17 protein-coding genes are annotated in these 17,755 nt (G+C 68.0%); 11 read left to right on the top strand and 6 right to left on the bottom strand.

The window, feature by feature from the left end; all coding sequences use genetic code 11:
• The first annotated feature begins 15 nt into the window (after nucleotides 1–15).
• Nucleotides 16–1,254 (top strand): MFS transporter, encoded by a 1,239-nt coding sequence (locus tag WJ16_RS08990; protein ID WP_069256769.1) that lies wholly within the window; start codon nucleotides 16–18, stop codon nucleotides 1,252–1,254.
• 35 nt (nucleotides 1,255–1,289) lie between these two features.
• Here WJ16_RS08990 and WJ16_RS08985 read toward each other — a convergent pair whose 3' ends face one another.
• Entirely contained in the window at nucleotides 1,290–1,847 is a 558-nt protein-coding gene (locus WJ16_RS08985; protein ID WP_069256768.1) for a hypothetical protein, read from the bottom strand.
• A 300-nt stretch (nucleotides 1,848–2,147) separates the two neighbouring features.
• Between WJ16_RS08985 and WJ16_RS08980 the strand changes: the two genes are divergently transcribed.
• A complete protein-coding gene (locus WJ16_RS08980; RefSeq protein WP_069256767.1) occupies nucleotides 2,148–2,627 on the top strand; it encodes a YjjA family protein in 480 nt (159 codons plus the stop codon).
• Between the two features lie 270 nt (nucleotides 2,628–2,897).
• On the opposite strand, the gene WJ16_RS08975 is transcribed toward WJ16_RS08980, so the two are convergent.
• Nucleotides 2,898–3,263 carry a hypothetical protein gene (locus WJ16_RS08975; protein WP_069256766.1) on the bottom strand — a complete coding sequence of 122 codons (366 nt, stop codon included), beginning with the start codon at nucleotides 3,261–3,263 and terminating at the stop codon, nucleotides 2,898–2,900.
• A gap of 348 nt (nucleotides 3,264–3,611) precedes the next feature.
• Here WJ16_RS08975 and WJ16_RS08970 point away from each other — a divergent pair, with 348 nt between their 5' ends.
• The 3 genes from WJ16_RS08970 (at nucleotide 3,612) to WJ16_RS08960 (ending at nucleotide 7,068) form a co-directional block, all read left to right on the top strand.
• Entirely contained in the window at nucleotides 3,612–5,048 is a 1,437-nt protein-coding gene (locus WJ16_RS08970; protein WP_069256765.1) for an aldehyde dehydrogenase family protein, read from the top strand.
• A gap of 122 nt (nucleotides 5,049–5,170) precedes the next feature.
• Complete coding sequence (locus WJ16_RS08965) at nucleotides 5,171–6,361, top strand: NAD(P)H-dependent flavin oxidoreductase (protein ID WP_069256764.1); 1,191 nt, start codon at nucleotides 5,171–5,173, stop codon at nucleotides 6,359–6,361.
• A gap of 65 nt (nucleotides 6,362–6,426) precedes the next feature.
• A complete protein-coding gene (locus tag WJ16_RS08960; RefSeq protein ID WP_069256763.1) occupies nucleotides 6,427–7,068 on the top strand; it encodes an OmpW/AlkL family protein in 642 nt (213 codons plus the stop codon).
• 75 nt (nucleotides 7,069–7,143) lie between these two features.
• Here WJ16_RS08960 and WJ16_RS08955 read toward each other — a convergent pair whose 3' ends face one another.
• Nucleotides 7,144–7,347 (bottom strand): DUF1289 domain-containing protein, encoded by a 204-nt coding sequence (locus WJ16_RS08955; protein WP_021159754.1) that lies wholly within the window; start codon nucleotides 7,345–7,347, stop codon nucleotides 7,144–7,146.
• A 420-nt stretch (nucleotides 7,348–7,767) separates the two neighbouring features.
• On the opposite strand from WJ16_RS08955, the gene WJ16_RS08950 reads away from it, so the two are divergent.
• From WJ16_RS08950 to WJ16_RS08935, 4 genes are all read left to right on the top strand, one after another.
• Nucleotides 7,768–8,862 carry a polyamine ABC transporter substrate-binding protein gene (locus tag WJ16_RS08950; RefSeq protein WP_069256762.1) on the top strand — a complete coding sequence of 365 codons (1,095 nt, stop codon included), beginning with the start codon at nucleotides 7,768–7,770 and terminating at the stop codon, nucleotides 8,860–8,862.
• 85 nt (nucleotides 8,863–8,947) lie between these two features.
• A complete protein-coding gene (locus tag WJ16_RS08945) occupies nucleotides 8,948–10,108 on the top strand; it encodes an ABC transporter ATP-binding protein (RefSeq protein ID WP_069256761.1) in 1,161 nt (386 codons plus the stop codon).
• Nucleotides 10,105–11,031: an ABC transporter permease subunit gene (locus tag WJ16_RS08940; RefSeq protein WP_006488137.1), complete on the top strand. Its 927-nt coding sequence runs from the start codon at nucleotides 10,105–10,107 to the stop codon at nucleotides 11,029–11,031. Before WJ16_RS08945 ends, WJ16_RS08940 begins: the two co-directional genes overlap by 4 nt.
• Complete coding sequence (locus tag WJ16_RS08935) at nucleotides 11,028–11,849, top strand: ABC transporter permease subunit (RefSeq protein ID WP_069256760.1); 822 nt, start codon at nucleotides 11,028–11,030, stop codon at nucleotides 11,847–11,849. The genes WJ16_RS08940 and WJ16_RS08935 overlap by 4 nt, the downstream gene beginning before the upstream one ends.
• 107 nt (nucleotides 11,850–11,956) lie before the next feature.
• Here the strand turns inward: WJ16_RS08935 and WJ16_RS08930 are convergent, their stop codons facing one another.
• Genes WJ16_RS08930 through WJ16_RS08920 form a run of 3 tightly spaced genes read right to left on the bottom strand, consistent with a single transcriptional unit; the run spans nucleotide 11,957 to nucleotide 15,367 of the window.
• A complete protein-coding gene (locus WJ16_RS08930; RefSeq protein ID WP_069256759.1) occupies nucleotides 11,957–12,763 on the bottom strand; it encodes a sulfite exporter TauE/SafE family protein in 807 nt (268 codons plus the stop codon).
• A gap of 18 nt (nucleotides 12,764–12,781) precedes the next feature.
• On the bottom strand, nucleotides 12,782–14,452 hold the full coding sequence (locus WJ16_RS08925; protein ID WP_069256758.1) for a bifunctional protein tyrosine phosphatase family protein/NAD(P)/FAD-dependent oxidoreductase: 1,671 nt from the start codon (nucleotides 14,450–14,452) through the stop codon (nucleotides 12,782–12,784).
• 30 nt (nucleotides 14,453–14,482) lie between these two features.
• Entirely contained in the window at nucleotides 14,483–15,367 is an 885-nt protein-coding gene (locus tag WJ16_RS08920; protein WP_069256757.1) for an MBL fold metallo-hydrolase, read from the bottom strand.
• A gap of 248 nt (nucleotides 15,368–15,615) precedes the next feature.
• Between WJ16_RS08920 and WJ16_RS08915 the strand changes: the two genes are divergently transcribed.
• On the top strand, nucleotides 15,616–17,013 hold the full coding sequence (locus WJ16_RS08915; protein ID WP_069256756.1) for a sigma-54 interaction domain-containing protein: 1,398 nt from the start codon (nucleotides 15,616–15,618) through the stop codon (nucleotides 17,011–17,013).
• Nucleotides 17,014–17,085: 72 nt separating this feature from the next.
• A complete protein-coding gene (locus WJ16_RS08910; RefSeq protein ID WP_069256755.1) occupies nucleotides 17,086–17,616 on the top strand; it encodes a M949_RS01915 family surface polysaccharide biosynthesis protein in 531 nt (176 codons plus the stop codon).
• Nucleotides 17,617–17,755 lie beyond the last annotated feature (139 nt).

Here is a 17,755-nt window from a genome sequence, read left to right as displayed (position 1 = left end):
CCATCGGAACACCTTATGTCGACGACTTCCGCTGAATCCCTGCAAGCGCCGGCCGATGCCGGCGCGTCCATGCTGCCGCTGCTGCTCGCGAACTTCGCGATGGTGGCCGGCACCTACGCATTCGTCACGATCGCCGGCCCGATGGCGCGCCGCATGCATCTCGAACCGCTGCATATCGGCGCGATCATCGGCGTCGTCGGGCTCGTGTGGATGGCTGTCGCGCCTCGCTGGGGGCGAGCGGCGGACACGCGCGGGCGCTTGTCGACCATGCGCGCGGCGATCGTCGGGTTCGTCGCGAGCTCGCTGTTGCTGGCCGGCTATGTCGGCTGGGCGTTGCGCGACGGCGGCAGCGCCGTGCCGCCGGTGTGGGCGGGCGTTGTCGCGCTGCTCGTCACGCGCGCGGCGATGGGCGGCTGCTATGCGGGGCTGCCCGTCGCGGCCACGGCGTGGATCGCGGACCGGACGCTGGCCACGGGGCGCGCGTCGGCGATCGCGCGATTCGGCGCGGCGGGCGCGATCGGGATGGTGCTCGCGCCGCCGCTCGCGGGCTGGCTGGCCGGGTTCGACATGACGGTCGCGCTCGCCGTGTTCGCGCTGTTGCCGCTCGTCGGGCTGGCGGGGCTGCGACGGCTGCGCGACGACGGCACGCACGCGGTGCGGCAGGCGCCGCCCCGGCTGAAGCCGACCGATCCGCGCGTACGCCTGCCGTGGTGCAGCGCGTTCGCGCTGTACAGCGCGGTGATGATCGCGAACAGCGTGCTCGGTTTTTACGTGATCGACCGGCTGCACGTGCGAACGGGCGACGCGTCGATGGTGGTCGGTTACGCGCTCGGCAGCGCCGGCATCGGGTTGATCGCGACGCAGTCGCTGGTCGGCCGGCTGCGTGCGGTCGCGCCGCTCCAATGGCTGCGCTGGGGCGCGCTGGCGGGTGGCGCGGGGTTCGTGTCGGCGCTGGCCGCGGAGGCCGCGCACCCGCTGCTGCTGTGCGCGAGCTACTTCGTGGCGGCGAGCGGGATGGGCGCCGCATTTCCCGCGGTCGCGGCGCTCGCGAGCACGCGCGTCGAAACGCATGAGCAGGCCGCGTGCGCGGGCGCGATGTCGATGGCGCAAGGGCTCAGCATGGTCGTCGCGCCACTGGCCGGCACGATGCTGTACGAACTGCATCCGGTGGCGCCGTTCGTGTCGATCGGCGTAGTGCTCGCGGTCGTATGCGTCGCGACTTGCGGCGCGGGGGCACGCGCGCCGGCGGCGTGACGGTTTTCGTGAGCGTCGCGCGAATCGGCCGCCGGTTATTCGACCGGCGCAACGACCAGCGGACAGGCGCCGATCGCGCGCAGCCGCGTGCCGGTCCATTCATAGAAGAACCGGGCGGCCTTCGCGTTGTTGTCGTCGCAGTCGTCGTTGAAGCAGCCCGAGACGATCAGCAGCGCACTGCCTGCGCGGAAATCGACGCGTTCGTCGTCGTTGCCCATGACGCCCGCGATCACGTTCACGCCGGGCATTGTGTAGGTCGCGCCCGTGTACTTGTCGACGATCGCGAAATTCCGGCAATCCGTTCCGCAGCCCCAGATCGCGACGCGGTAGTGGCCGGCAAAATTGGCCGGTTGCGTGAATTCGTCGCGAATGACGGTGCGATACAGGCGGGCTTCCTTGCTGGTCAGCCGGGGCGCCGCGGCCGGCTTGCGCGGCGCGCGTGCGGCGGGTGCGGGATAGCGGTTGAACGAAGGCGACGGGCATGCGGCGGCAGCCGTCGCTGCGGCCGGGGGCGCCGCATGGGCGGCGCCGGCGTCGGCAAGCAGCGCGGCCGATGCACCGGCGATCAGCAGAAATCGATAGGCGAGCGCCACGCGTCATCCTTCATGTTCGAGATTGAGATCGGGCCGAGGGCCCGAACGGCCGCCGCCGACGATTCTATGACGCTTCGCGTGTGCCGGCGACACGGAATGGCGTTCGCGCGCGCGTGCCTTCAGTTGCGCATCGAACCGGCCGTGCGTGATACGTCTCCCCGTCAAGCATTGTCAAATCGCGGCGATATATCACGATGCCTGACGTTTCAGGCCGCGCACGAAGGCTGTCATGTCCGGGTCGATTGAGTATCCTTGAATTCGATTTGCGGTAGTCATGCAGTCACAACCGGGAGGCTTCACATGAATGCACGTCTATACCGCGCGACCGTTGCCGGCGCGCTGATCGGATTGCTCGCACCGTTTTCGGTGGCCCATGCGCAGCTTGGCGATGTCCTGAAGCAGGTCGGCGGCGGTGGCGATTCGGGCGGCAGCGCGGGCGGTGCGCTCGGCAACCTCGGCGGGCTTGGTGGCGCACTGACGGGCGGCGGCGGTTCGTCGCTGATGCCGGGCAGCACCGGCAACGTCGCGGGCCTGCTGCAGTTCTGCATCCAGAACAACTATCTCGGCGGCGCGTCCGGCGGCGCATCGTCGGTGAAAGACGCGCTGATGGGCAAGCTCGGCGGCAATGCATCGTCCGACAGCGGTTACACCAGCGGCTCGAGCGGGATCCTCGACGCCGGCAACGGCAACAAGCTCGACCTGAGCGGCGGCGGCCTGAAGCAGCAGGTGACGAAGCAGATCTGTGACAAGGTGCTGTCGCAAGGGAAATCGCTGTTGTAAGCACGGGGCGTGCACCCTGCAACGGGGCGCACGATATCGAACACCGGCGCGACGGATTCGCGGCATGACCGCGTGACTGCCGCCCGCGCATGCATTTCGCCGCAAATGGGGCGCGGCGTATGTCCGGCGCGTTGCGTCGACTACCGTCACCCGACCCGCCGCTGGAGGAAGGGAAAGGGTCCGGTCGGGCGCGGCGGTCGTGCCGGCGATTGATGGCGGCAGCCGCTGCGGACTGGCCGGCCGCCGTTTGTGTACCGCCCACCGCGCGCGTCAATCGGCCAGCCGCTTGTCCGCGAGCGCCTTGCAGCAGTCTTCGTATACCCATTGGACGAGCTTTGCCCGATAGTCGAGATCGTCGGTATCGACGATTTCCTCGACCGCGTCGCGTGCCCACGGCGCGTCGACGAACCCGGCATGCCGCTTCGCGATGTCCTGCGCGAGCGCCGCGAGCTTGGCGACCGCGAGCCAGTCGGCCTGGCGGTGATGGCGGTCGAGCCAGCGGTGCGCGGCCTGGACCTGGAACGCGGCGTCCGGCCACGATTCGTTGAGGTAAAACGCGCCGAGATTGCCGCAGGTGAGCCAGCAAAGCAGCTCCAGGCGGTCTTGCGAGCCGAGGGTATGGGATGCGTCGGACATGGCAGCGCTCACGAAATGCAGGGATTCCGGGCGGCGCCGGCCGCAATGGGCCGGTGCCGATAATAAAAACATAGCACGATGCGGGCCCGGCCGCGCACCCGGACGGATGCTGACGCGGCGGCGAAACGGACGCTGCGCCGGCGTTCACAGCCGACGGCGCAGCGAGGATGCGGCAGCGGTCGGCGTTCTTTCGAATGGCTGTCAATCGTCACACCAGTCGTCCGCAACGCTCGTTAGAATGTCGGCTTCCCCGAAGCACGGGACCCGATGCGAAGCCTGGAGCAGGTGCTGACGCACCCGCTCCAGCCGACTTGAGCGCTAACTTTGGCCGACAGGAGACGCAGCACGATGAAAATCTACGACCAGTTCTATATCGACGGCGCATGGCGCAAACCGGCCGGCACCGGCACGATCGACGTGATCGACTCGGGCACCGAGGCCGTGATCGGCCGGATTCCGGAGGGCGTCGCGTCCGACGCGCGGGATGCGATCCGCGCGGCGCGGGCGGCCTTCGACGCGTGGGCGGCCACGCCGGCCGCGACGCGCGCGGGCTACCTGCGCAAGATCGTCGAGCATCTGCAGGCGCGCAGCGAGGAACTCGCGCAGTCGATCACCGGCGAAGTCGGGATGCCGATCAAGCTGTCGCGCGCGATCCAGGTCGGCGGCCCGATCTACAACTGGAAGGCGTACGCGAAGCTCGCCGAGACGTTCGAATTCGAGGCGCAGGTCGGCAACTCGCTGGTGGTGCGCGAGCCGGTCGGCGTCGTCGCGGCGATCACGCCGTGGAACTACCCGCTCAACCAGATCACGCTGAAGGTCGCGCCGGCGCTCGCGGCCGGCTGCACGGTCGTCCTGAAGCCGTCCGAAGTCGCGCCGCTCAACGCGTTCATGCTGGCCGAAGCGATTCACGAAGCCGGGCTGCCGGCCGGCGTGTTCAACCTCGTGTGCGGCTACGGCCCGGTCGTCGGCGAGGTGCTGGCCACCGATCCGGACGTCGACATGGTGTCGTTCACGGGCTCGACGCGCGCCGGCAAGCGCGTGGCCGAGCTGGCGGCCGCGAGCGTCAAGCGCGTCGCGCTCGAGCTGGGCGGCAAGTCGGCCTCGGTGATCCTCGACGATGCCGATTTCGCGACGGCGGTGAAGGGCACGGTCAATGCGTGCTACCTGAACGCGGGGCAGACCTGTTCGGCGCACACGCGCATGCTGGTGCCGGAGGCCCGCTACGACGAGGCGCGCGAAATCGCGAAGGCGGCGGCCGAAACCTACGTCGCGGGCGATCCGCGGCAGGACGCGACGCGCCTCGGCGCGCTGGCGTCGGCCGTGCAGCAGCAGCGCGTGCAGGCGTACATCCAGCGCGGGATTGACGAAGGCGCGGAACTCGTCACGGGTGGCACGGGTATGCCGGACGGGCTCGCGAAGGGCTTCTTCGTGAAGCCGACCGTATTCGGCCGCGTCGATCCGAAATCGACGATCGCGCAGGAAGAAATCTTCGGGCCGGTGCTGTCGATCATCACGTACCGCGACGAGGACGAAGCCGTGCGCATCGCGAACGATTCGCCGTACGGGCTCGGCGGCGCGGTGTGGGCCGGCAGCGACGAACGCGCGATGGGCGTCGCGCGCCGCATCCGCACCGGGCAGGTCGACATCAACGGCGGCGCGTGGAACATGGCCGCGCCGTTCGGCGGCTACAAGCAGTCGGGTCACGGCCGCGAGAACGGCGTGTACGGGCTCGAAGAATATCTCGAGTACAAGTCGATGCAACTCAAGCCCGCGAAGCCGGCCTGAGCGTTCGTCACGGCCCGGACCGGAAACGGCACGCTCGCGTGCCGTTTTTTGTTGACGGCCGTCAAGGTGCGCGCGGGTGGATCGTCGATCATCGCGGTTCCGATGTTTCGATGAGGTAACCGATGACCGTACGCACTTCCTTTCCGCCGCTGACGATTCGCGGCCGCACCTTGCTGCCCGTCGTGCAGGGCGGCATGGGCGTCGGCATCTCCGCGCACCGGCTGGCGGGCAGCGTCGCGCGCGAAGGCGCGGTCGGCACGATCGCGAGCATCGACCTGCGCCACCATCATGCGGATCTGCTCGCGCGTTGCCGCGCGCAACCCGATCGCGCGACGCTCGAGGCCGCGAACCGCGAGGCGCTCGCACGCGAGATCCGCTTGGCGAAGACCTACGGCGAAGGGCGCGGGATGATCGCGGTCAACGTGATGAAGGCCGTGAGCGCGCATGCGGACTACGTGCGGGTCGCGTGCGACGAAGGCGCGGACGCGATCGTGATGGGCGCGGGCCTGCCGCTCGACCTGCCCGACCTCACGCAAGGGCATGACATCGCGCTGATTCCGATCCTGTCGGATAGCCGCGGGATCGCGCTCGTACTGAAGAAGTGGATGAAGAAGGGGCGCCTGCCCGACGCGATCGTGATCGAGCATCCGGCGCATGCGGGCGGCCATCTCGGCGTCACGCAGATCGCCGACATGCACGACGGCCGCTTCGATTTCGTGCGCGTGCTCGACGAAGCCGCGCAGGTGATGGCGTCGCTCGGTCTGGCGCGCGAAACGGTGCCGTTGATCGTGGCGGGCGGGATCAACAGTCACGACGCGGTGCGCGCGGCGTTCGACGCCGGCGCGAACGGCGTGCAGGTCGGCACGCCGTTCGCGGTGACCGAAGAGGGTGATGCGCATCCGCATTTCAAGCGCGTGCTGGCCGACGCGACGCCCGACGACATCGTCGAATTCGTCAGCGTGACGGGGCTGCCCGCCCGCGCGGTGAAGACGCCGTGGCTCGACCGTTACCTGCGCAACGAGACGCGCATCCGGAACAAGCTCGGTGCGCTGAAACAGCGCTGCCCGACCGCGCTCGAATGCCTGAGCGTCTGCGGCTTGCGCGACGGCATCGAGAAGTTCGGCCATTTCTGCATCGACACGCGGCTCGCGGCCGCGCTGCGCGGCGACGTCGCGAACGGGCTGTTCTTCCGCGGCCGCGAAGCGTTGCCGTTCGGCCGCGCGATCCGCAGCGTGCGCGATCTGCTCGACCTGCTGCTCACAGGCAGTGCGACGGAGCCTGCGGCAAACCGTCCCACGTTTACGCTGGCTTGACGGATATCAACATGACGAAAAGACCCTGCAAGGAAAATGGGAACCATTCTTTGGGGGTCCGTACCATGCATGAAACGATTCGAACTTGTGTTACCGCTGCCGCCGTTGCAGCCGCTTTCGCCGCGATGCCTTCGCTGTCGCACGCGGCGTCGCCGGGTGATGGCATCAACCAGGGCGACGTCCTGGTCCGGCTGCGCGCGATCAGCATCCAGCCGAACGAACGCGCGAGCGATACGCTGGGCGCGCTGAACGTCGGCGTGAACAACGCGATCGTGCCCGAGCTCGACTTCACGTACATGATCCGCGACTACCTCGGCGTCGAACTGATCCTCGGCACGTCGAGGCATCAGTTGACGTCGAGCCTCGGCAATCTCGGCGGCGTGGGCGTGCTGCCGCCGACGCTGCTGCTGCAGTACCACTTCAACCACGCCGGCAAGGTACGTCCGTACGTCGGCGCGGGGGTGAACTACACGTACTTCTACAACAACGGGCTCAACGTCGGCGGGGAGGGCGTGTCGATCAACAAGAGCAGCTTCGGCCCCGCGCTGCAGTTCGGCGTTGACGTGCAGTTGACGAAGAAGGTGTTCATGAACGTCGACGTGAAGAAGATCTGGATGAGCACCGATGCGACGCTCGGCGACAAGGGCATCGGCACGCTGCACATCGATCCGCTGATCGTCGGCGTGGGCGTCGGGATGAAGTTCTAGACGCGGCGGGAACAGAACAGAGTTGGGGTTGGCGGCATGGCGGTCGGCATGCCGCTTTTTTTATGCGCGGCGGATTTACAGCTTGTCGTACTGGAAGCGCATCGCGGTGCCCTCGCGCTGGATGCGCTCCCACACCGCGCGCTTTTCGTCGTCGCTCAGGAACACCCAGTTCGACACTTCGGCGGCCGTGCGGCCGCAGCCCTTGCAGACTTCGTCGAACAGGGTCGAGCACACGCCGATGCAGGGGCTGTCGGGCAGGTCGTGGAGATTGGAGGCCATCGGAAGGGTTCGCGCGGTTGAATCGTCAGCCGCCATTTTAATGCATCGCGGCCGGACGGCCGGGCGGGCGCGGCCGGCGTGCCCGCAAGGTGCGGCGGCGTGACGGTACGGCCGGGTCCGGGGCAAGCCGCCGCACGGGGCGCGTTCGGGCGACGCGCGCGGTTTCGCCGCCGTCCGTTTTTCCCGGTGGACAGCCGCCGATTACCCGATAGAATTCCCCGGGAACGCCCCGCCGTGCGGGCGGCCAGCGTGGCCGACGGCGGGAATCTGTTCCGTTTGCGCGACACCGGCATGATTTTTTTGTGACGGGGCGCGAATGATGGTAGTTTTCGGGGTTTTCGAGGGGCGGCGCGCCAGAATGCGCCGTCATGACGAGGCAGACGGCAGCCGGACACACGGTCCGGCCGGAGGGAGAACGGGATGAAAGCAAAGGTAGTGGGCCGGTTCGCGGCGCTCGCGCTGTGCGTGGGTGCATCGGCGGCGGCGGCGAAGGATACGCAGCTCAATGTCTATAACTGGTCGGACTACATTGCGAAGGACACGATCCCGAACTTCGAGAAGCAGACGGGCGTCAAGGTCCGCTACGACAACTACGACAGCGACGACACGCTGCAGGCGAAGCTGCTGACGGGCAGCTCGGGCTACGACATCGTCGTGCCGACCAGCAACTACGCGGGCAAGCAGATCGCCGCCGGCATCTTCGCGCCGCTCGACAAGTCGAAGCTGCCGAACCTCAAGTACCTCGATCCGCAACTGATGGCGCTCGTCGCCGGCGCGGACCCGGGCAACAAGTACTCGGTGCCGTGGGCGTACGGCACGACGGGCCTTGCCTACAACCTGACCAAGGCGCAGCAGGCGCTCGGCAAGGTGCCGCTCGACAACTGGGACATCCTGTTCAAGCCGGAAAACATCTCGAAGCTGAAGACCTGCGGCGTGTCGGTGCTCGACGCGCCGGACCAGATGTTCGCGGCGACGCTGCACTACATCGGCAAGGATCCGATGAGCACGAACCCGGCCGACTACAAGGCCGCGATGGAGGTGCTGAAGAAGATTCGCCCGTACATCACGCAGTTCAACTCGTCGGGCTACATCAACGACCTGGTCGGCGGCGACATCTGCTTCGCGTTCGGCTGGTCGGGCGACGTGGTGATCGCGAAGCATCGCGCGATCGAGGCGAAGAAGGCATACAAGATCGAGTACTACATTCCGAAGGGCGGCGCGCCGGTGTGGTTCGACGTGATGGCGATCCCGAAGGACGCGAAGAACAAGGAAGCGGCGCTGCAGTGGATCAACTACATCGAGGATCCGAAGGTGCACGCGGCGATCACGAACGCGGTGTACTACCCGAGCGCCAACGCCGAGGCCCGCAAGTACGTGCGGCCCGACGTCGCGAACGACCCGGCCGTCTATCCGCCGGCCGACGTCGTGAAGACGCTGTTCCTGCTCAAGCCGCTGCCGCCTGAAATCCAGCGTCTGCAGACGCGTCTGTGGACCGAGCTGAAGTCGGGCCGCTGACGCGAGCCGGCGTTCAAAGCAGTCATGAAGCCCCTGGTGCCCCCGGGGGCTTTGTTCGTTCAACGCAGGAGAGAAGCAGCACATCATGAATAGCCAGTCGGGTGCGCCGGTCGCGGGCGCGCCGTCCTCCGTGTCCTCCTCCGGCGCCGGTACGCGCGCCGAGACCTTTGTCCAGATCGTCGACGTCGTCAAGAAATTCGGTGACACCGAAGCCGTGCGCAGCGTCAACCTGACCGTGCGCCAGGGCGAGCTGTTCGCGCTGCTCGGCAGCTCGGGCTGCGGCAAGTCGACGTTGCTGCGGATGCTCGCGGGCCTCGAAACGGTCACGTCGGGCAAGATCCTGATCGACGGCGAGGACCTCGCGCAGATGCCGCCGTACAAGCGGCCCGTGAACATGATGTTCCAGTCGTATGCGCTGTTCCCGCACATGTCGGTCGAGTCGAACGTCGCGTTCGGCCTCAGGCAGGAGGGCACGCCGAAGGCCGAGCTGAAGGAGCGCGTCGCGTCGGCGCTCGAACTCGTGCAGATGAGCAAGTACGCGAAGCGCAAGCCGCATCAGCTTTCCGGCGGCCAGCAGCAGCGCGTCGCGCTCGCGCGTTCGCTGGTCAAGCGGCCGAAGCTGCTGCTGCTCGACGAGCCGATGTCCGCGCTCGACAAGCAGATCCGCCAGCGCACGCAGATCGAGCTCGTCAACATTCTGAACAAGGTCGGCGTCACCTGCATCATGGTCACGCACGACCAGGAAGAAGCGATGACGATGGCGAACCGCCTCGCGGTGATGAGCGAAGGGCAGATCGTGCAGATCGGCTCGCCGAACGAAGTGTACGAATATCCGAACAGCCGCTTCTCGGCCGAATTCATCGGCTCGACGAACCTGTTCGACGGCGTGACCGTCGAAGACGAGCCCGACCACGTCTACATCGAATCGCCGGAGCTGCCGAGCCGGCTGTACGTGAGCCACGGGATCTCGGGCCCGCTCGGGATGCCGGTCACGGTGTCGGTGCGCCCCGAGCGGATCGCGCTCACGCGCAAGCCGCCCGAAGGCGCGTTCAACTGGGCGCGCGGCCGGATCAGCAACGTCGCGTACATGGGCGGCTACTCGCTGTATCACGTGAAGCTCGACGCGGGCAAGACGGTGATCGCGAACGTGTCGAGCCTCGCGATTTCGGAGCTCGACACGCCGGCGCTCGGCGACGAGATCTACGTGCGCTGGAGCGCCACGGCCGGCGTGGTGCTGACGTCATGAACGCGTTCAAGTCCCTGCTCGAGTGGCCGGTGCGGCGCTTCAACCTGACGGGCGCGACGGCGGTGGTCGCCGGCCCGTTCACGTGGCTCGTGCTGTTCTTCCTCGTGCCGTTCGTGCTGGTCGTCAAGATCAGCTTCGCGGAGCTGCAGCTCGGCATCCCGCCGTATACGGAGCTGGCGTCGTATGCCGACGGCGTCGTGCACATCGCGCTGAACCTGTCGCACTACGCGTTCCTGTTCACCGACAGCCTGTATTTCGCGACCTACGTGAACTCGGTGTGGGTGGCCGCGATCACGACGTTGCTGTGCCTGCTGCTTGGCTATCCGATGGCGTACTACATCGCGCGCTCGAACCCGGCAACCCGCAACCTGCTGATGATGGGCGTCATGCTGCCGTTCTGGACGTCGTTCCTGATCCGCGTGTACGCATGGATCGGCATCCTGAAGAACAACGGGCTGCTGAACAACTTCCTGATGTGGATCGGTCTCACGCATACGCCGATCGAGCTGTATCGCACCAATTACGCGGTGTACATCGGGATGGTGTATTCGTACCTGCCGTTCCTCGTGATGCCGCTATACGCCCACCTCGTGAAGATGGACCTGCGCCTGCTCGAAGCCGCGTACGACCTCGGCGCGAAGCCGTGGAAGGCGTTCGTGCAGATCACGCTGCCGCTGTCGAAGAACGGGATCATCGCGGGCTGCCTGCTGGTGTTCATCCCGGCGGTGGGCGAATACGTGATTCCCGAGCTGCTCGGCGGCGCGAACACGCTGATGATCGGCCGCGTGATGTGGAACGAGTTCTTCAACAACGCGGACTGGCCGATGGCGTCGGCCGTGACCTGCGCGATGGTGCTGCTGCTGCTCGTGCCGATGGCGATGTTCCAGCACTTCCAGGCGAAGGAACAGGGAGGCCGTCGATGAAGCCGAATCGTTACCTGCAGTTCGCGGCGCTGTTTGCCGGCTTCGCGTTCCTGTACATCCCGATCATCAGCCTGATCGTCTACTCGTTCAACGAGTCGAAGCTCGTCACCGTGTGGTCGGGTTTCTCGTTGCGCTGGTACTCGGCGCTCGTCGCCGACGACGAACTGCTGACGGCCGCGTGGCTGTCGCTGAAGATCGGCGTGCTGACCGCGTTCGCGTCGGTGTTCATCGGCACGTGGGCCGGCTTCGTGCTCGCGCGGATGGGGCGCTTTCGCGGTTTCGCGCTGTTCAGCGGGATGATCAACGCGCCGCTCGTGATTCCCGAGGTGATCCAGGGGATTTCGCTGCTGCTGCTGTTCATCGAGCTTGCGAAGTGGATCGGCTGGCCGGCCGAGCGCGGCATCTTCACGATCTGGCTCGGCCACGTGATGCTGTGCATCTCGTACGTCGCGATCATCGTGCAGTCGCGCGTGCGCGAGCTGAATCCGTCGCTGGAGGAGGCCGCGCTCGATCTCGGCGCGACGCCGCTGAAGGTGTTCTTCACGATCACGCTGCCGCTGATCTCGCAGGCGCTGATCGCGGGCTGGCTGCTTTCGTTCACGCTGTCGATCGACGACCTCGTGCTGTCGGCGTTCCTGTCGGGCCCCGGTTCGACGACACTGCCGCTCGTCGTGTTCTCGCGCGTGCGTCTCGGGCTGAACCCGGAGATGAATGCGCTCGCGACGCTGTTCATCATCGCGGTGACGGCCGGCGTCGTGATCGCGAACTTCGTGATGCTGCGCCAGGAACGCAAGCGGATGGCGGGGTTCGCCGCCTGACGCTCGGGTGGCGATCGCCGTCGCGATGAAAAACGCCCGGTGCCGACGATGAGTCGGCCCGGGCGTTTTGATTTGTGTGGCGGTGCGTATCGGCAGCCGCCGACGGTTCATGCGCCGAACGCCGCCTTCGCGAGCAGCCCGAGCGCGACGCAGACGAGCACGGCCGCGAATCCGGCCTGCACGTGCCGCGCGGCGAGGCGGCGCGACGCGCCGCGACCGGCGGCCATGCCGAGCGCGGTCGCGACGGTGAACCACAGCGTCACGTCGAGCGGCGCGCGCGTGCCCGACACGAGCGTCGCGAGCACGCCGCCGGTACCGACGAGCGCGATCACCATCAGCGACGTCGCGACCACGCCGTGCATCGACACGTTCGTGAACTTGCGCAGCATGGGCACGATCACGAAGCCGCCGCCGACACCGAGCAGCCCCGTCATCAGGCCGGTCACCGCGCCGGTCGACGCGAGCGCGACGCCCACCGGCCATGACCACACGAGCCGGCCCGTATCGGGATTCACGCGGCCGACGCACAGCGGCGACGCCTCCGCGTCGGCCGGCGCGCGCCGCAGCGCCTGCCGCAGCAGGCGGGCCGCGACGACCAGCATCGTCAGCGCGAACAGCGTGAGCAGCAGGCGCTGCGGCAGCACGTGTGCGAGCCGTACGCCGAGCGTGGTCAGCGGTACGCCGGCCACGGCCATCAACAGGGCCGCGCGATAGCGCACGAGCCCGCGGCGAAAGCCTTCGAGCGCGCCGAGCGCGGCGCTGCCCGCTACCGCGACGAGTGCGACGGGCGTGGCCTGCTGCATCGGCCAGCTCATCCCGACCACGAGCGCGGGCACCGCGAGGATGCCGCCGCCGGCGCCGGTCAGGCCGAGCACGGCGCCGACGAAGCCGCCGAGTACGAGGGAAATCAGCATGACGTCATCGGGCTCCGGTCAACGTGCGATCGCGGGCTTCGCGAGCCATTCGCGGCCCTTGAGCATCGCCTTCCAGTAGAGCGGCGGCAGCACGCGCGCCTTGAGCAGCCACGCGAGCCGCGACGGGCGCTTGCCGTCGATCAGCCACGCCGGGAAGGTCGGCGCGACCTTGCCGCCGTACAGGAATTCGGCGAGCACGATCTTGCCGCGCTCGACGGTGAGCGGGCACGAGCCGTAGCCGTCGTACGCGGCGTCGCCGTGCGCGCGGCCGAGCGACGCTAGCAGGTTGTGCGCGACCACCGGCGCCTGCTTGCGGGCGGCTGCGGCCGTTTTCGCATTGGTCGTGTTGGTGACGTCGCCGAGTGCGTAGATGTCCGGAAACTGCTTGTGCCGCAGCGTCGCCGGATCGACGTCGATCCAGCCGGCCGCGTCGGCGAGCGGGCTCGCGCGCACGAAGTCGGGCGCCTTTTGCGGCGGCACGACGTGGATCATGTCGAACGAACGCACGACGGTTTCCTTGCCGCCGTCCGGCAGCGCGCGTGCGAACGTCGCGCGGCGTGCGGGCCCGTCGATCGCGACGAGGTTGTGGCTGAACGACAGCGCGATGTCGTAGCTTTTCACGTACTCCATCAGCGCGGGCACGTAATCGGCGACGCCGAACAGCGCGCCGCCCGCATTCAGGAATTCGACGTTCGCGGCGCCGAGGCGGCCCGCGCGGCGCCAGTGGTCGCACGACAGGTACATCGCCTTCTGCGGCGCGCCCGCGCACTTGATCGGCATCGGCGGCTGCGTGAAAAGCGCATTGCCGCCGCGGAATGCGCGGACGAGTTCCCACGTGTACGGCGCGAGATCGTAGCGGTAGTTCGACGTGACGCCGTTGCGGCCGAGCGTGTCGGCGAGGCCTTCGATCGCCTCCCAGTCGAGCTTGAGCCCCGGGCACACGACGAGCTTGCGATAACCGATGCGGCGGCAGCCGTCGAGCACGACCGTATGCGCGTCGGGCTCGAAGCCCGCGACGGCGGCCTGGATCCGGCGCACGCCGCGCGGCAGCACGTCGGTGACTTGGCGCGCGGTCGTCTCGGGCCGGAACACGCCCGCGCCGACCATCGTCCAGCCCGGCTGGTAGTAGTGAACGTCGGCCGGGTCGATCACCGCGATGTCGAGCGACGCGTCGCGCGCGAGCAGGCTCGATGCGACCGCGATACCGGCCGCACCCGCGCCGACGATCACGATGTCGTGCCGCGCGTCGACGGCCGGTGCCGCCTGTCGGCCGCCCTGGGCGATACGCGACGCGAGCGCGCTCAGGTCATGGCCGGCCGCACCGGCAGTGGCGACGATGTCGTTCAGCGGACGCGACCCTGCCTGCGACAGCGCCCACAGCGTGGCCGAGCGCGTGCCGCTGCGGCAGTACGCGAGCAGCGGGCCGTCGAGCGACGCGACGAGCGCGCCGAACTGCGCGGCCTGGTCGTCGGTGACCTTGCCCGTATCGACCGGCAGGTAATGCACGTCGATGCCGAGCGGCGCGGCGGCCGCGCGGATCTCGGCGACGGTCGGTTGGTCGGGGCCTTCGCCGTCGGGCCGGTTGCACACGATCGCGCGGATGCCCGCCGCGTGCAGCGCGGGCAAGTCGGCTGCCGCGATCTGCGGCGAGACCGACAGCGCGTCGGTCAGCTTGCGGATGGTGGTCATGTCGGGGTTCTCGGTTGGGGGCGGCGGCGCTCAGATCGCGTCGAGCGGGATCTTCAGGTAGCGCACGCCATTGTTTTCGGGCTCGGGCAGGTGGCCGGCGCGCATGTTGACCTGCACGGACGGCAGCATCAGCACCGGCATCGCGAGCGTCGCGTCGCGCGCGGTGCGCATCGCGACGAAATCGTCCTCGGTCACGCCGTCCTTCACGTGCACGTTCGCGCGGCGCTGCTCGGCCACTGTCGTCACGAACTGCACGTCGCGGCCGCCCGGCTGGTAGTCGTGGCACAGGTACAGGCGCGTGTCGGGCGGCAGCGCGAGCACGCGCGCGATCGAGCGGTACAGCGTGCGCGCATCGCCGCCGGGAAAGTCGCAGCGCGCGGTGCCGTAGTCGGGCATGAACAGCGTGTCGCCGACGAACGCCGCACGCTGCGTGGCATCGTCGACGCAGTAGGTCATGCACGCGGGCGTATGGCCGGGCGTGTGCAGCGCACGGATCGTCAGCGCGCCGAGCGCGAGCGTGTCGCCGTCGTCGACGAGCCGGTCGAACTGGCGGCCGTCCTGCGCGAAGCCTGGGCCCGCGTTGAACAGCGTGCCGAACACGTGCTGCACGCGGCACACGTGCGCGCCGATCGCGATCCGGCCGCCGACGTGTTCCTTCAGGTACGGCGCGGCCGACAGGTGGTCGGCGTGCACATGGGTTTCCAGCAGCCAGTGCACGTCCGCGCCGAGTTCGGCGACGCGGGCGATCAGCCGGTCGGCACTCGCCGTGTGCGTGCGGCCGGAGGTCGGGTCGTAGTCGAGCACGCTGTCGATCAGCGCGCACGCGCGACTTGCGGTATCGAGCAGCAGATAGCTGACGGTGTGGGTCGCCGGGTCGAAAAAGCCTTCGACCGACAGGGCGGGGGCGTTGCTCACGGGGTGTCCTCGATCGGGTTCTGCATCTGCAATCGGGATCAGTAATTCAAGAAGCGTGCCAGCCTGCATCGCAGTGCCGACCGATCTCCCAGGGACTTGATTCGGCTCGGATTTTCGGTGCGGCGGCGGCGATGCGCGGGTGTCGCCGGCACCGGTTCGACACGGTGGACTGCCACGACTGGCAGTGCCGTGGCAGAATTGGCAGTCTGCGTGGCAGTTCGTCAGGCAGCCCTACACCGAGCGTCCGCATGAATCCGCACGACACCATCCCGATCGTCCCCGTGCCGCGCCGCGACGTCATGCCCGACGTGCGCGCGCTCGTCGCGTATCTCGAGCAGGATCCGCAACCGATGATCGTCGTCGATCCCGACTACCGCATCCTCGCGGCGAACGATGCGTACCGGCGCCAGTTCGGCGTCGCGGGCGTCGAGCACGTGGGCCGGCACTGCTTCCAGGTCTCGCATCACTACGACGTGCCGTGCGACCAGGCCGGCGAGCATTGCCCGATGAAGCAAGCGCTCGAATCGCGCGGGCTGAACCGCGTGCTGCACATCCACCACACGCCGCGCGGCCCCGAGCATGTCGACGTCGAGCTGCGGCCGATCTTCGATGCGTCCGGCAACGTGATCGCGTACGTCGAGCGGCTGACGACGGTGCGCAGCGCGTCCGCGCAGCCGAGTGCGGAAGGGCTCGTCGGCGGCGCCGACGCGTTCAATGCGGCGCTCGGCGCATTGCAGCGCGTCGCGCCTTCGATGCTGCCGGTGCTGCTGCTCGGTGAGTCGGGCACCGGCAAGGAACTGTTCGCCCGCGCGCTGCACGAGGCGAGCGACCGCGCGATGGGGCCGTTCGTCGTCGTCGATTGCTCGGGGATCGCCGAGACGCTGTTCGAGAGCGAGCTGTTCGGCTACGAGAAGGGCGCGTTCACCGGCGCGAACCAGCGCAAGCCGGGGCTCGTCGAAACCGCGCAGGGCGGCACGCTGTTCCTCGACGAGATCGGCGACGTGCCGCTGCCGATGCAGGTGAAGCTGCTGCGCCTGATCGAGTCGGGCACGTTCCGCCGCGTCGGCGGCGTCGAGGCGCTGCGCGCGGATTTTCGGCTGGTCGCGGCGACGCACAAACCGCTGCGCGAGATGATCGACGACGGCCGGTTCCGGCAGGACCTCTATTACCGGATCAATGCGTTTCCGATTCCGTTGCCGGCGCTGCGCGACCGGCGCGGGGACATTGCGCTGCTGGCCGAATCGATCCTGCGGCGGATCGCGAACGCGCGCGCCAGTGCGGGCGACGGGAGCGCGCGGCCGTTCGCGGCCCGGCCGTTCGTGCTGACCGAGCCCGCACGGGCGTGCCTCGAAGCGTATGCGTGGCCGGGCAACATCCGCGAGCTGCGCAACGTGCTCGAACGCGCGTGCCTGTTCGCGGATGACGGGACGATCCGGATCGAGCATCTGCCAGCGGAGCTGGTCGCCGCATCGGCGGCGCCGCAGGACCATACGGCCGATGCGCGCGGCGTGTCGGACGCGGAGCTGGTGCGCATCGCGCGCACGTTCGACGGCACGCGCAAGGCGCTCGCCGAACAGGTCGGCATGAGCGAGCGGACGTTGTACCGGCGGATGAAGGCGCTCGGGCTCGGGTCGCGCGAGCGCTGAACGGGCGGGCGGCTGGCAGCGGCAGGCGGCTTTGTCGATAATGGCGCGTTCGATCCTGCCTCCACGTCAACGATGAAGACACGCTTCCTTTCGCCCGGTCTGTTTCTTGCCGCCACCGCGCTGTGCAATCTGGCGCAAGCCGCCGCCCAATACACATGGACCGACGCGGCCGGTGCACACGCGGTGACGCTCGCCAGGACCGAATCCGGCGACGACGTCGAACTCAAGGTGGCCGCGACGCTCGACGGCCGGCCCGACTGGACCGTACGTGACTACGTGAAGGCATGCCCGGTCGACGTGATCCTCGACGTCGTGCCCGCGTCGATCGAAATGCGCGACCTGCTCGGCAACGGCCGCAAGCAGTTCCTGTTCGCGTACAAGATCGGCTGCCGCGGCGACGTCAGTGCCGACCAGGTCAAGTACTTCCTGGTCGACCAGGGCACGAAGTACGTGCTGCGCGGCGAGGAAACCGTGACGGTCAACGGCAAGTTCATGGACGGCGGCGCGGCGCCCGTGCCGAATGCGGACCTGAAAGCCCAACCCGCGTTTCTGCGCTACATGACGAAGCATTGGCGCGGGATCAGCGTGCGCGACTATCGATAGGCGTGCGCTCGGCGATCGCGATGGTGCGTCCGACACGCGACTGTCGAGACGAGCTTGAGCGTGCCATGCGACAGAAAATCATAAAAATACAACAATTAATTATCGTTTTACGATAATTGTCGGTGTACACTCGACGCGT

It is taken from the genome of Burkholderia metallica (assembly GCF_001718555.1).
GTDB lineage: Bacteria > Pseudomonadota > Gammaproteobacteria > Burkholderiales > Burkholderiaceae > Burkholderia > Burkholderia metallica.
The sequence above is the reverse complement of the archived record's forward strand: the minus strand, read 5'-3'. Positions and strand labels throughout refer to the sequence as shown.